This is a genomic window from Edaphobacter sp. 12200R-103 (assembly GCF_010093025.1).
Lineage (GTDB): Bacteria > Acidobacteriota > Terriglobia > Terriglobales > Acidobacteriaceae > Edaphobacter.
This window is the reverse complement of record NZ_CP048114.1, coordinates 2,656,614-2,669,540: the sequence shown is the minus strand read 5'-3', so window position 1 is coordinate 2,669,540 and position 12,927 is coordinate 2,656,614. Positions and strand designations below refer to the sequence as shown.

General features: G+C 59.8%; 12 protein-coding genes, 1 rRNA gene and 1 pseudogene. 3 read left to right on the top strand and 11 right to left on the bottom strand.

Features of this window, described 5'->3' with window-relative positions; genetic code table 11:
- The first annotated feature begins 87 nt into the window (after positions 1 to 87).
- A 5S ribosomal RNA gene (gene rrf / locus GWR55_RS11140) occupies positions 88 to 204 on the top strand.
- 140 nt (positions 205 to 344) lie between these two features.
- Here the strand turns inward: rrf and GWR55_RS11135 are convergent.
- The 11 genes and pseudogenes from GWR55_RS11135 to trpD form a co-directional block, all read right to left on the bottom strand.
- On the bottom strand, positions 345 to 1,640 hold the full coding sequence (locus tag GWR55_RS11135; protein WP_162402331.1) for a glycoside hydrolase family 172 protein: 1,296 nt from the start codon (positions 1,638 to 1,640) through the stop codon (positions 345 to 347).
- A gap of 536 nt (positions 1,641 to 2,176) precedes the next feature.
- Positions 2,177 to 2,557 (bottom strand): MGMT family protein, encoded by a 381-nt coding sequence (locus tag GWR55_RS11130; RefSeq protein WP_162402330.1) that lies wholly within the window; start codon positions 2,555 to 2,557, stop codon positions 2,177 to 2,179.
- 51 nt (positions 2,558 to 2,608) lie between these two features.
- Positions 2,609 to 4,582 carry a DUF4097 family beta strand repeat-containing protein gene (locus tag GWR55_RS11125; RefSeq protein ID WP_162402329.1) on the bottom strand — a complete coding sequence of 658 codons (1,974 nt, stop codon included), beginning with the start codon at positions 4,580 to 4,582 and terminating at the stop codon, positions 2,609 to 2,611.
- Positions 4,583 to 4,588: 6 nt separating this feature from the next.
- Positions 4,589 to 5,605, bottom strand: coding sequence for a hypothetical protein (locus tag GWR55_RS11120; protein ID WP_238398352.1), 1,017 nt, complete (start codon positions 5,603 to 5,605; stop codon positions 4,589 to 4,591).
- A 153-nt stretch (positions 5,606 to 5,758) separates the two neighbouring features.
- Positions 5,759 to 5,809: pseudogene (locus GWR55_RS19585) on the bottom strand (hypothetical protein); the annotation flags it as partial.
- Complete coding sequence (locus GWR55_RS11115) at positions 5,806 to 6,774, bottom strand: anti-sigma factor (protein WP_238398772.1); 969 nt, start codon at positions 6,772 to 6,774, stop codon at positions 5,806 to 5,808. The gene GWR55_RS11115 and the pseudogene GWR55_RS19585, both read right to left, overlap by 4 nt.
- A 33-nt stretch (positions 6,775 to 6,807) precedes the next feature.
- Positions 6,808 to 7,590 carry an RNA polymerase sigma factor gene (locus GWR55_RS11110; RefSeq protein WP_162402326.1) on the bottom strand — a complete coding sequence of 261 codons (783 nt, stop codon included), beginning with the start codon at positions 7,588 to 7,590 and terminating at the stop codon, positions 6,808 to 6,810.
- A gap of 73 nt (positions 7,591 to 7,663) precedes the next feature.
- Positions 7,664 to 8,191 (bottom strand): superoxide dismutase family protein, encoded by a 528-nt coding sequence (locus GWR55_RS11105; RefSeq protein WP_162402325.1) that lies wholly within the window; start codon positions 8,189 to 8,191, stop codon positions 7,664 to 7,666.
- Positions 8,192 to 8,254: 63 nt separating this feature from the next.
- Positions 8,255 to 8,872: a thymidine kinase gene (locus GWR55_RS11100; protein ID WP_162402324.1), complete on the bottom strand. Its 618-nt coding sequence runs from the start codon at positions 8,870 to 8,872 to the stop codon at positions 8,255 to 8,257.
- Positions 8,873 to 9,039: 167 nt separating this feature from the next.
- Positions 9,040 to 9,396 carry a YbjQ family protein gene (locus GWR55_RS11095; protein WP_238398351.1) on the bottom strand — a complete coding sequence of 119 codons (357 nt, stop codon included), beginning with the start codon at positions 9,394 to 9,396 and terminating at the stop codon, positions 9,040 to 9,042.
- A gap of 46 nt (positions 9,397 to 9,442) precedes the next feature.
- Positions 9,443 to 10,486, bottom strand: a complete 1,044-nt coding sequence (trpD, locus tag GWR55_RS11090; RefSeq protein ID WP_162402323.1) for an anthranilate phosphoribosyltransferase — start codon at positions 10,484 to 10,486, stop codon at positions 9,443 to 9,445.
- Between the two features lie 235 nt (positions 10,487 to 10,721).
- Here trpD and sucC point away from each other — a divergent pair, with 235 nt between their 5' ends.
- Both sucC and sucD read left to right on the top strand, forming a co-directional pair.
- A complete protein-coding gene (gene sucC / locus GWR55_RS11085) occupies positions 10,722 to 11,900 on the top strand; it encodes an ADP-forming succinate--CoA ligase subunit beta (protein WP_162402322.1) in 1,179 nt (392 codons plus the stop codon).
- Positions 11,900 to 12,775 carry a succinate--CoA ligase subunit alpha gene (gene sucD / locus GWR55_RS11080; protein WP_162402321.1) on the top strand — a complete coding sequence of 292 codons (876 nt, stop codon included), beginning with the start codon at positions 11,900 to 11,902 and terminating at the stop codon, positions 12,773 to 12,775. The genes sucC and sucD overlap by 1 nt, the downstream gene beginning before the upstream one ends.
- Positions 12,776 to 12,927: the final 152 nt, after the last annotated feature.

The following is a 12,927-nucleotide window of genomic DNA, read 5'->3' as shown; positions in this document are numbered from 1 at the left end:
ATACGAGATATATAACTAATACGTTTTGGTAAATGTCTGCTCAATCTATTCAGTTGTGAACGATCGCGCGAGCGAGTTCGACAATTTGCCGGTGAGTTTACCGCGAGGGTCACACCCGTTCCCATCCCGAACACGGAAGTTAAGCCTCGTTGGGCCGATGGTACTGCACGCGTAAGTGTGTGGGAGATTAGGTGATCGCCGGCATAATCTTGAAAAGCCCCATCTTCGGATGGGGCTTTTGCATTTACCTTCTAACTTCAATTCGCCCTATGCCTTGGGCAGCTTTGACACACCCCATTTGAATAACAAGGTCTACCTGCCCACTCGGGCCTGAACTCCGATACCTACCGCGGCTCAGGCTTCGGTTGTTGCGGAGTAGTCTGCTGTTGCGGCGTTGCAGGTGTCGTGGTCGAATCCTGCGTCCTCGTCGTACTGCCCGCAGGCGCTGCTACAGATGGAGTCGCTCCTGGATTAGGTGCAGGCAGCGGCTGTGGCGGAGGAGCTATGTTCGGCTGCGGTCCATTGCCCGGGCCTCCCGTGGGCATCAGAGCCGGCAAACGCGTCTCGACCGGAGGGAGTGGGGCGAACGGCGTATGCGGCTCAGTCTGGTACCAGTAGCTCTCCGAGTAATAGTTGTCCGATCGATGATTGGCATGGCCGTGCTCGATCGTTCCTTTGAAATACTTTGTAAACGTCACCGGGGAATCCAGGTGAAAGCGATAGACGACCGAGCGGCTTCCTGCGAGCTCATCGCCCTTGATTGGCGCCCCGTAGCTGCTATACGAAAAGCGAGACCCACCGAAGTCCCAAGCGCCCAGGATGTAGTCTTCGCTGCCGGTGCCCACGATGGCCGGGGTATTCGGGTCGTCGATAAAGAGCATGTCGTCGCCCTCGCCCCACCAGCCGTCCTGATTCTGCAGCACGCCCAGCGTCATGCCAACATAGTGGCCGCGCCCATTGGCTTCGAGAAAGACATAGTTGTCTTTGCCATCTTTATTTGTCTTGTTATTAATCGCAGGATCGTTGTTAGCGTAGAAGTCTGTCGTCCAGCCCTTGTTGGGCACAGCCTGGTGATACTGCGCGTGGAAGTACAGCGAATCTTTATCTGCCACCTTCGGGCCGGTACGGTAATCGATGTTGTAGTAGACGCTGGTTGCGGGCAGCTTGCCCTCATTGGTCAGCGTAATGCGCGCATGCCTGCGGAAAGGCATGGGGAAGAAGCTGTTCATGCCGCGATCATTGCCGACCGACAGCATCGCCGACTCCCAGTTGTGATAGTCGCCGAGGTTCAGGCCGAAGAAGTCACCCACCGGCGTCTCGACGCTCGGCGCGGTCTCATTGTCCCAGTAGATGCGCAGCACAATGCGTTTCAGGTGATATTTCTCGCGGTCGCTGATGGTCATCCAGATATGCGAGATCTGCGCCGAACCGTCGATATCGAGCATCGTCAGAGTTCCACCCGCAGGCAGCACGCGGTAGTCATTGTTGGCGCCTGTCGGGGAGGTGCTCGAAGCCCGATGGAGCACATAGCTCTGTGGCCGCGACAGATCGTGATCCGGTCTGACTTCCTGTGCTACAGCGGACGGCACGAATCCGCAGACCAGCAGAGTCAGGGCAGAGAAAGCAAGAGATGACTTCATGAAACTCTCCTCGGGAAAACCAGGGTCTTCGAGTGAATCATGGCTATAGTGAAAACCGTATGAAACATAACACTGGTGTCCGCAGCATTTTTACAGGAGATGGTCGATGCGCTCAATGGCGATCCAGGGATCACACTCTTTTTTGCCGCCACTCATCGAAGGGGAGCACTTTACACACAGAGTTGATCTACCCTGGTGACCTTCAACGCGGCCGAAAGGTGTCATCCTGAGCGGAGCGCGTAAGCGCGCAGTCGAAGGATCTGCGGTTCGAGGATGGCTGAGGCTCTGCAGACCGCAGATCCTTCGACTGCGTTTCTTGCGATAAAGCCGCAAGAAGCTTCGCTCAGGATGACACTTTCCGTGGGGTTATATATCCGAATCGTCCCCACACTCTTTACTCAAGCGCCAGTTGGCAACGGGAGATTACGCTGAGGTCGGCTTCCTCACACGCTCGATTCGTTGGGACAGGATTGTGCTTCTGCCAGGCGATGAGGTGGACTGGCTCGGGGAAAAGAGAAGACCGGCAGGCAAAATAACTACAGCGTCTCCCAGCTTCGGAGCTCGTGTTCATACAGGTCCATGTTGACCCGTCTGCCGCGAAATTTAACCCCTTCCATGGTCAGGCGGAGTCTCTGTTCTGCGGCTGCCTCGCCTCGCAGCTTGATCTCTCCTCCGGCGCCCACGATGCGCTGCCACGGGACTCCATGGAGCGGTCCCGTTGTCCGCAACAGGCGCGCGACGGCACGGTGATACATTGGGTAGCCCGCCGCCGCCGCGATCCTGCCGTAGGTGGAGACCTTGCCTTTCGGAACGGAGCGAATGACCCGGAGGAAAGCTTCATCCCGCAGCTCATTCTTGCGCAGGCCGTCTTTCAGAATCCGCCGCTTCAGCTTCCGTGAATCTTCAGAGAGTCGCATCGTAGAGCAGTCGTCACTTCCACATACTGCCGGAGAATAGTCAGATCTGGGTTATCGCTTCTGCGCGGCAGCATCGCGTTCTGCGGCGGTCCTGGCCACGTCACGTTCTGCCTGGCGCAGACGTCTGTTGATCTCCGAATCAGAGAGATTCCGGCCATCCGGTCCGGTTCCGGTCCGTGAGCCATCTGCGCCGATCTTGATCTGCGCACCATCTCTGCCGCGATACGTTTTCGATCCGTCCGCTGCCGATGTATAGCGGGTGCCGTCTGGTCCTTCGTAGGTCACGGATTGATCCGGTCCGGTCACCAGGCGCGTTCTCTTGTTCTCGTACACGCTGGAGCCGTCGGACTTCGTCGTGATATGCAGCCCATTCTTGTCTGCGATCACGATCGATCCATCTGCGCTGCGAATGTTGATTCCGCCCCGCCCAATCTCCACCGACGAGCCGTTGCTGTCGTGCAGCGAGATAGGGGCAGGAGGCTCCGGAGGAGCTGGCGGTATCGGAGCGATCGATGCCTTCTTAATCGCAATATCCTGCTGGCTGGTCGAGATGCGGATCAGCGGACCTCCTTTGCCCACCGTGCCGTTATAGCTCTTGTGATTGCTATCATCGCTGCCCTGCTGCTGCAGTCCAAAATCATTTTCAAGGTCGCCATTGGTCGTATCCGCCTGGATCGAGAAGTTGGCCTTCTCCGGCAACGTCAGCTCCACCTGTCCATTGCGGTTCTCGATCGTGATATTCCCGAGCGGCTGCGCTGCGGTCAGGTTCACCTCGCCGTTGCGGTTGGTGACGGAGATGTCTCCGGAGATGCGTTCCAGGCTGACATCCTTGTTGCCCGTGGCCAGGGTAAACGGTCCCGCCACGCGGTCGGCCGAGATGCTCGACGAGCTGACCTCCGTCTCGCCGTCCAGCCTGCCCATCCGCATATCTGTGCGGCTTGTGTGGAACCGCACCTCCCCGGCAATGCGTTCCAGATGTGTGGTCCCGAAGAACTCCCCTTGGAGGGTCGCCGGGCCGGAGACGTCAGAGAACGTCAGGTCGTGGGCGCGGCCCTCAACCATAACCGGGCCGGTGGCGCTGTGGACCGAAAAGGACGAATCGCCGTTATTAATGTGCGTGTTGATCGGGCCGGAGATTGCCGTCAATGACACATCTCCGTGGTTTGCCGTCACCTCGACTGCTGCCTTGATGGAAGCGACGTGAACGTCTCCCCGGTTTGCGATTACGGTTACCGGAGCCGAGGGCGGTACCGTGATGCTCAGGTCTGCGCGTCCCCCTTCGACCGGAGGCAATGAGACCTTCAACATGGAACCATCGGTATCCAGCCTGGGAGAAAGCCGTTGAGCCCGTCTCTCAGCCTCGGAATCCGACCTCGTGTAAACCTGCTTGTGGACCTGGATGTGAATCTGCTGATCGTCGCTGCTGCCAGCGACAATCACATCGCCGCGCGGATTATTGATGATCAGGCTGCTTCCCGCGGTGAAGTTCTGCGAGAGAGTCTGATCGCTCTCGTGCTTGTCTCCCCAGAACTCATCCATGTTGTCCGGATTCAGATGGAAGGTCCGGCTAAAAGCGCCGCTGTGGAAGCCGCTGAAGGCGAAACCAAGAAATCCGATCAAAAGCAGCAGCGTGAAGACTCCGCCGCCGAGGTAGCGCCGCCGGAATTGCGGCTCGTCGGAGTGAAAGTACTGATCCCAGCCCCACTCCAGCAGCATAATTACACCTACTGCGATCAGCAGGACAGGCCACCAGTGGCCGTACCAGTTCCAGAAGGTTGGAGCCGAAAGACGGTCCGTCTGGATCATGAAGAAGACGACACCGGTAGCGATGATCAGCAGAGGGCCGACGATGGAAGTCCGGCGCATGCTCCGCGCCTGCACACGATAGGCTTCCTGCTGCGCGCGCAGGTACTCGCGCTGCATTCTGGCCTGCTGCCGCATTACGCGGCGTTGATAACGCCAGTCGCCCTGCGGCGGCGGATACTGGCCCGGAGGTGGAGGATAGGGCGGAACCTGGTTTGCCATGGCTGTTCAACGCCCTTCCTGGCTGGACTGGTCCTGATCAGAGAACGAAGCAGCGTCTGGTCCCGATTGAGACGGCGCCGGAGGAGCCGGGTAGGCTGGCGGCACGGGAGGAACAGGATAGGCTGGCGGAGCGTCCGCCGGATTGTAGATCGTCTTCTCCGCCAGGATCATGACTCCGGCAACAATGATGAAGAGCGGCCAGCTGCTTCCCCACGAAAGAATATGGAACGAGGAGAGCAGGAACATGATGCCCACCAGCACAACCCATATGGAGCCGCGAAGCGCAGCCAGCAGCCGGATTCTGTAAAACGCGGTGCCGTCATCGGCCAGCGTGGCGCCCGTTGCCGTCATCCTGTGGACAAAGAGCCATACACCCAGACCAATCAGGAAGAACGGGAACAGTCGATGAACGGGGAAGCCGTGAAAGATTCCCATGTTGCCGAACAGGAAGATCGCTCCCAGTCCGATCAGCCAGATCGCGCCTGTCGGAAAACGATTGCGGGGATAGGACCCACTCGCGTCAAAACCGGGAACGGATGGAGGATAAGGCGTCGGGATGTAAGGGGGATTGTATGGAGATCCGACAAAGTTTTCGGCCGGGTTTCCCCATCCTGTCCCTGCGGGAGGCGGCCCTGCAACTGGAGGCTGATAGGCGGTGCTCTGAGCGGCAGCCTCTGGAGCGGGATAGACCGGGGGCACTACGGGCGCGCCTGCCGGTGGTGCGGCGGTCCAGTTTCTTCCAAAGCCAAGCCTGTCGCCCAGGTCGTTCAGCCCGAAGGGATTGGGAAGCGGAGTCTCATCACGCCGGGCCTTGGCAGTCTGGTACGCCTCAAAGACCTGGTAGAAGATCCAGCCGGTAACGAACAACCCGAAGATCCCATGTTCATCGGCCAGGCTGACCAGTACGGCGAAGACAATCAGGTGGACGATTCCCTTGGAGTACTGGCCGTTGTACATGGCGCCCACGCCCGGAATAAATCCGAGAAGCGCCGCCAGTCCGGGATTGGGCTCCCCGTTGCTCACAGGCGGAGGCACAGCGGAAGCGGGAGGCACTGGGGGAACAGCCCCTGCGTACGGATTTGTGGACGAGCCCGAGATTCTTGCTTCAAGGCAGGGTTCGCAGAAGACCGCCGATCCTACGACGCGGGCACACTCCTGGCAGAGTGGCTTGCCGCAGTTCTGGCAAAAAGCGATTCGTTCACGCTCTGGATGGTTGGCGCAGTTCATGCCTGTCCCCCTTGCTCAATTCCGGTGAAAAACCATGGGAGTGAAGATAGAAAAACTGTCTGAGACTCACGGCCTGGCGCGGGGGAAGGGCCAGGCTCTCTCATGAAGGCCGTAAACGCGTGCGAGCGATTGAGGCCAAGGCTGCGGCTGCTGCCGGAACGCGGCCGCGGATTCGACTGCTTCTGCTGGTTCTCCTCGTCGCGTCTTTGGTGATCTTTTTGCGAATCCGAGGGGGTGCTCTGTATAGGGGCCGACGACTCCGGAACCGGAGATCTGGAGTCGTTATCGCGCTGAAGGTCGCGGACCCGCGACTCCAGCTCATAGACCACACGCAGGTTATCAATGGACCGGACCACCCGCGCATTGGTGTCATAGAACGTCCGCCGGATGCTCGAAGGCGTAAAGTCGCTGGCTCGCAGCTGGGTAATGCGTACTCCCGTAAGATTGAGCGTCAGGGCGATTGAGAAGAACGCCATCGCCGCCGTCATGGCCAGCCGGGGCTGCATCAGGTTGTGGCGAACCGCCGCAAACCGGAACGAGTTCGTAACCCTCTTGCGAAAGGGAAGCACCCTGGCCGGGATATATGGGACGGCGCTGTAGGCTGGCACGGTCTCCGGGGCAAACGCAGGCGCCGCCAGTCCCAACTGGCGGGGCTGCGGTACAACGGAGATCGCCTTCGCATCTTCTGTGGCCGGTCCCGGCCCGGTTGAGGCCAGAATCCGTGCCAGAAGAGCGGCTGAGGGCTCAGGACGTGCCTTATGCAGCTTCCGGAGCAGGTCCGCTCCCAGCCTGGCATCGATAAACATCCGCGAGCATTCGGGGCAGACCGCCAGATGGCGGTCGAAGGTGGCCTGGTCTTCCGGGCTCAGGTTCCTGTCCAAAGCATCGGCCAGCATCGCCTCGCACTGTGCACAGTGAGCCGGGTCCGGGGACCGGGAGGGTTGTGCATTGCCGAACTGATTCATCTCTGCCACCTTAAACCACCTCGCTTTCTATCCTTACATCATCTGTTGTTTTTCTATACGTTGTAACAGCCTTGCAAGTTCCCCGCGACCGCGACTGATGCGGCTTTTCACCGTTCCCTCGGGGATGCGGAGCACCTGCGCGATCTCCTTGTAATCCATGTCCTCAAGGTCACGAAGAATAACAGCTTCCCTCAGCTCCGGAGAGAGTTGCTGGAGTGCCTCCTGGATGCGAACCTTCAACTCCAGGCTGGCCATGTGCTGCTCCTGGGATTCCCGGGTGTCCGCCAGCCGGTCGGCCATCGTGGGGCCGTCCTCTTCGCCATCGAACGTCGCGTCCAGCGAGTCCGAGGCTCGCTCCATGCGGGAACGCCGGAAGTGATCGACCAGGAGATTGCGCGTCAGCGTCGTGATCCAGGTCTGAAAGCTGCCCTTCTGCAGATCGAAGCTGGCCAGATTTTTGTAGAGCTTGAGAAAGACATCCTGCGTCAGGTCTTCGGCATCGGTAGCCGAGCCGGTAAATCGGTAGCAGATCGCGTAGATGCGCCGGTGATGCGACAGCACAAGCTGCTGCCACGCCTGACCGTCGCCGGCGATACACTGCCGGACCAGTCTGGCTGCAGCTTCCTGTACGGCATCCTGTTCCGGTGTGCGCTCTAGCATGGATTCAATGGGCTTGATCGGTTGTATGAGTGTACCGCGCAAAGTGCCCGGAGTCGCGGACTTGAAGGCGTCTCCCGCATGGTTCCCTGGGGCACGCCTGGTCTGACCGGAAGAGGGCCGACCGGCGACAGGAAGCGCAATGGAAAGAACGCCCATGCGCAGCTATACGCAGGGGCGTTCCGGATGGTTCAGTCCTGATCTTCGATTGCTTTTTTAGGAGGCGCTCAGCCTATTTCGGGGCCGAGATCACGCCGCAGGCGATGCGGTTGCCCGCGTTTCCCGTGGGGTCGGTTTTCATGTCGTCGGCCTTCTCATGAACCATAATTGAGGTTCCGCCATTGGCGAACAGCGAATCGGAGGCCGCTGGATCCAGCGACAGGTAATCGACGTGGAATGTGGCAGATCCCGTCCCGTTCGCCGCGACAGTTACGTTTTGCGGAAGATCCCCGTTGTGATGGCCCATCGGATTCTCGATGCCATGCTTCTTCGCGGCCGGGTTGAAATGGCCGCCCGCGGTCTTGAAGTCGGGAGCGTCGCAGACCGCATGCTCATGAATATGAACCGCATGCTCTCCCGGAGGAAGGTTCCTCAGTTTGAGCCGGATGGTGAGCTTGTTGTTCTTCGAAGGAACAAAGGTGGCTGTACCCGCATCCTGACCCGTGCTGGTCTTCAGGGAGACGGTTACGGCGCCCTTCGGTTTCGCCATGGCTGGTAGGGCTAGGAGGCTGACTGCGAGGGCTGCGGCTGTAAAGCGCATATTTTTTCTCCTGCTGATCTTAGATGCTGAAAGACACGTAGCCCAAAGGATAACGCAGCCTCATTAGTCGATGTTTTCCGGAACGGAAGGCAGCTCAAGCTGTTCAGACCGGGCGCTGTCCACCCAGGGCTCAAAGTGCGTGCGGCAGCGAGCCTCATAGAGTCCTGCAGCCCCCACTACGACCAGCTCCTGGCTCTGCCCCAGCCGCTGCGTATGGATCGCCGGCGCGCCACAGACCATGCACACCGCTGAGAGCTTGGTGACCTCATCCGCAATTGCCATCAGGTTCGGCACAGGGCCAAACGGCTCCCCTGCAAACGTCGTGTCCAGCCCCGCCATCACCACCCGCTTGCCCAGATGGACCAGCTCCAGAGCAAGCTCGATGATCTCTTCTGAGAAGAACTGCACTTCATCGATCCCGACGACCTCAACCTCCTCCAACCGGGGAAAGAGAGAAGCCCGCAGGACCTCCACCGTCGCCACTGTCGACGCATCATGCGTCTGCTGGCTGTGGCTTGCGATCGCCGTGCGATGGTAGCGAAGATCGATATCGGGTTTGTAGCAGGCGACACGCTGGCGGGCGATGCGAGCCCGCTTCAGGCGCCGGATCAGCTCTTCCGATTTTCCGGAAAACATGGGGCCGGTGATCATCTCGATCCGGCCGGGAGCAACGGTGGTCATTGCCCTCATGTTAACCAAGCGTCAGCGGCTGCGTTGTGGATATTGAGGCCGTTTCCTCTGGCGTTGCGAGACTATATCGATAAATTCGATTTGCCGTCGAATGACACTGCCGCTCATTCACATCTTCAGGATGCCAAGAAATTGCATCACCCATTCAGCGATACAAACTAGCCCCGCTCGACGATGACGGCGGTCCCGTAGGCCAGCACCTCGGTCACGCCCTGCATCAGCTCATTGGCGTCATACCGTGCGCAGATGATGGCATTCGCGCCGCGCTCCGACGCATGCTGCATCATCATCACGAAGGCGTCCTGCCGGGTCTTTTCGCAAAGCTGCGAGAGCAACGTGATGTTTCCTCCCACAATGGTCTGCAGGCCTGCACCGATCGTTCCGAAGATCGACCGCGAGCGAACCACGATGCCGCGAACGACACCGAGATTCCGCACGACGCGATAGCCGGGCAGTTCCAGCGCGGTCGTCACCATCGACGCATCGAGAACGGGCGGCGGGGGCATTGAGGACATAGGGTTCAACCTCCAGCATGCAGCGTGGAAACAATTGCTGCTGATTTTATGTGCCGCTGCGAAGCTGGTCGAGCAGTTTCGTCACCGCGCCCGAATCGATCGTCTGCTCCGCCAGCGCGATTCCCGTCGGAAGATCCGGCGAAAGATCGGCAGCCACCAGCACGGCCGCCGCGTTCAGCAACACAATATCGCGCCGCGGGCCGCGTTCTCCTGAGAAGATCGCCATCAGGATCGCGGCATTCTCCTTTGCATCGCCTCCGGCAAGCGCACTCATCGGGGCACGCTCCAGGCCCAACTCTTCCGGCGTGATCGTCGAGAGAGTTACCACCCCGTTCCGTACCTCGGCCAGATCTGTCGGCCCGGAGATGGAGATCTCATCCAGCCCCCGCACGGTTCCGTCGGGATCTTCCGCCGTTCCATGGACCACAAAGGCGTGCCGCGTTCCCAGCAGCGCCATGGTCTCGGCCACCAGGGCAACGGCATGCTGCGCATACACTCCCATCACCTGGGCCGACGCTCCCGCCGGATTGGTCAGCGGACCCAGCAGATTAAAGACGGTCCGCACCTTGATGGCGCGGCGGACCGGCATCACCGCCTTCATCGCCGGATGCAGCGAAGGCGCATGCAGAAAGGCAAAGTGGTAGCGGCGCAGCGCTGAAGAGGCCGCCTCGGGAGAGAGATCGACCGGGACTCCCAGCGCCTCCAGCACATCGGCCGAGCCGCACTGGGATGTAATCGCGCGATTGCCATGCTTGGCGATCGATGCCCCGGCCGCAGCCGCAACCAGCGCCGCCGCGGTGGAGATATTAAAGGTGCGGCTGGCATCGCCCCCGGTCCCGCAGGTATCCACCAGAATGGCCTGCTCCTCTGGCGAAAGTGGGACACGCGTGACCTCGCTCCGCATCACGTCCACAAAACCGGCAACCTCAGCGGGCGTCTCCCCTCGGGCTGCCAGCGCTCCAACAAGGCCGGCGATCTCAACATCGCTCAACCCGCCGGCGACAATCTGCTGCATCAGCTCACGGGCCTGCTCACGCGACAGCGTGGCACGGCTCTCAATCACGTGCTTGAGAGGAAATGGAAGGGGCATCGCTTTCCTTAAGCCTAACAGTCGCGATGCCCTTAGGCTGTATCGACATATTCTTCGTCTTAAGAAACAACCGTGAAGCATGTTTCTTCGCCGTCTCGGGGCCGAAGCGGTCAAAAGCCGCTCCATTCTATGAAAATTGACCTATCGAATTGCGATAACCGCACCGTTGTTCGCGTTTCGCATTGCGACAGCTTGTTTGGGTTCGCTACACTTCTCGCGCGGGCGAAGATTATCTATGAAAATTCACGAGTATCAGGCAAAAGAGATTCTGCGGAAGTATGGTGTGCCGGTTCCGGGCGGCGAGATGGTTCAGACCCTGGAAGAGGCAGACAGAGCCGCCAAAGACCTTTTCGACAAGGGAAATGCGGTGGTTGTGGTCAAGGCGCAGATCCACGCCGGAGGCCGCGGCAAGGGCGGCGGCGTCAAGGTCGTCAAGTCGCTCGACGACGCATCGAAGGCGGCAAAGACTATCCTGGGGATGCAGTTGGTCACCCATCAGACCGGACCCCAGGGACAGAAGGTCCAGCGGCTCCTGATCGAAGAGGGATCGGCGATCGACCGGGAGCTCTACCTCGGCATCGTGCTCGACCGTGCCGCAGCCCGTCTCGTCTTTATGGCGTCGCAGGCCGGAGGCATGGAGATCGAGGAGGTCGCTCATGCCACTCCCGAGAAGATCTATAAGGAGTACATCAACCCGGCCATCGGCCTGCAGCCCTACCAGGCGCGCCGGCTGGCGTTCAAGCTGGGGCTGAAGCCGACCCAGATCAACCAGGCGACCGCGTTCATGCTCGGCCTGTACAAAGCCTTCGTCGAGACCGACTCGACCCTGATGGAGATCAACCCCTTCATCACGACTAAGGACGACAAGCTGCTGGCGCTCGATTGCAAGATCAACTTCGACGACAACGCAATGTTCCGCCACAAGGACCTCAAGGAGTTGCGCGACCTCTCCGAAGAAGATTCGCTCGAGGTCGAGGCGTCCAAGTTCGCCCTCAACTACATCAAGCTCGACGGCTCTATCGCCTGCATGGTCAACGGTGCCGGACTGGCCATGGCGACGATGGACATCATCGAGTACGCCGGCGGCAAGGCAGCCAACTTCCTCGACGTAGGCGGCGGAGCCAACCAGGAGCAGATCGAGAACGCCTTCGGCATCCTGCTGAGCGACCCGAACGTGAAGGCGATCTTCATTAATATCTTCGGTGGAATCCTGCGCGTCGATGTTCTCGCAACCGCAGTGGTCGCGGCAGCAAAGAAGCTGAATGTGAAGCTACCGATCATCCTGCGGCTCGAAGGAACCAACGTTGAAGAGGGACGGAAGATCCTGCAGGAATCGGGATTGAAGTTCAGTGTAGGGGCAACCATGAAGGAAGCTGCTGATCTGGCTGTCGCAGCCGCGAAAGGTGGTAAGTAATGGCGGTATTAGTCGATAAAAACACGCGGCTGATTGTGCAGGGAATTACCGGGCGCGAGGGCACCTTCCACGCGAAGGCATGCGCCGAGTACGGAACCAAGGTTGTGGGTGGAGTAACGCCGGGTAAGGGCGGCACGACGCACGAGGGTTGGCCTGTCTTCAATACCGTCGAAGAGGCGGTCAAGGAAACCGGAGCCAACGCAACTGTGATCTTTGTGCCTCCTCCCTTTGCGGCGGACGGAATTCTGGAAGCGACGGCGGCAGAACTTCCGCTGGTGATTTGCATCACTGAAGGCATCCCCGTGTTGGACATGGTGAAGACCTGGGAAGTAGTGAAGCAGTCGAAGTCGCGCCTGATCGGCCCCAACTGCCCCGGCGTCATCTCACCGGGCAAGGCCAAGGTCGGCATCATGCCGGGTCGTATCCACAAGGAAGGCAGCGTCGGCATCGTCTCGAAGTCGGGCACGCTGACTTACGAGGCGGTGTACCAACTGACGCAGCGCGGAATCGGGCAGTCGACCGCGATCGGCATCGGTGGCGACCCGATCATCGGGACGACCCACATCGACGCGCTCAAGCTGCTCAACGAGGATCCGGAGACCGAGGCGATCATTATGATCGGCGAGATCGGCGGAACCGCGGAAGAGGCTGCCGCGAAGTACATCAAGGAGAACGTGAAGAAGCCGGTCGTCGGCTTCATCGCCGGCCAGACGGCACCTCCAGGACGCCGCATGGGCCACGCCGGAGCCATCATCTCCGGCGGCGAGGGAACGGCCTCCGAGAAGATGAAGGCGATGTCCGAGGCCGGTATCACGGTGGTCAAGTCGCCGGCAGAGATCGGCGATGCCATGGCAAAGGTGCTCGGCAAAGCGTAAACGTGGCTCTCGAGTAGCTAAAGGCACGGCTTTCACGCCGTGCCTTTTCGTTTTTAGACAATCCAGAAGGGTACCGTTTCAGGAGTAGCCGCCCTTCTAACAGAAAGTGTCATCCTGAGCGAAGGACCGCGGCTTTTGCGGTCCGAAGTCGA

What these genes read in the sequence shown, in the direction of transcription:
- GWR55_RS11100 (WP_162402324.1), bottom strand. Translation starts at nt 8,872, where the DNA reads ATGACCACCGTTGCTCCCGGCCGGATCGAGATGATCACCGGCCCCATG.
- GWR55_RS11110 (WP_162402326.1), bottom strand. Translation starts at nt 7,590, where the DNA reads ATGGGCGTTCTTTCCATTGCGCTTCCTGTCGCCGGTCGGCCCTCTTCC.
- sucC (WP_162402322.1), top strand. Translation starts at nt 10,722, where the DNA reads ATGAAAATTCACGAGTATCAGGCAAAAGAGATTCTGCGGAAGTATGGT.
- GWR55_RS11135 (WP_162402331.1), bottom strand. Translation starts at nt 1,640, where the DNA reads ATGAAGTCATCTCTTGCTTTCTCTGCCCTGACTCTGCTGGTCTGCGGA.
- GWR55_RS11105 (WP_162402325.1), bottom strand. Translation starts at nt 8,191, where the DNA reads ATGCGCTTTACAGCCGCAGCCCTCGCAGTCAGCCTCCTAGCCCTACCA.
- GWR55_RS11115 (WP_238398772.1), bottom strand. Translation starts at nt 6,774, where the DNA reads ATGAATCAGTTCGGCAATGCACAACCCTCCCGGTCCCCGGACCCGGCT.
- trpD (WP_162402323.1), bottom strand. Translation starts at nt 10,486, where the DNA reads ATGCCCCTTCCATTTCCTCTCAAGCACGTGATTGAGAGCCGTGCCACG.
- GWR55_RS11125 (WP_162402329.1), bottom strand. Translation starts at nt 4,582, where the DNA reads ATGGCAAACCAGGTTCCGCCCTATCCTCCACCTCCGGGCCAGTATCCG.
- GWR55_RS11095 (WP_238398351.1), bottom strand. Translation starts at nt 9,396, where the DNA reads ATGTCCTCAATGCCCCCGCCGCCCGTTCTCGATGCGTCGATGGTGACG.
- sucD (WP_162402321.1), top strand. Translation starts at nt 11,900, where the DNA reads ATGGCGGTATTAGTCGATAAAAACACGCGGCTGATTGTGCAGGGAATT.
- GWR55_RS11130 (WP_162402330.1), bottom strand. Translation starts at nt 2,557, where the DNA reads ATGCGACTCTCTGAAGATTCACGGAAGCTGAAGCGGCGGATTCTGAAA.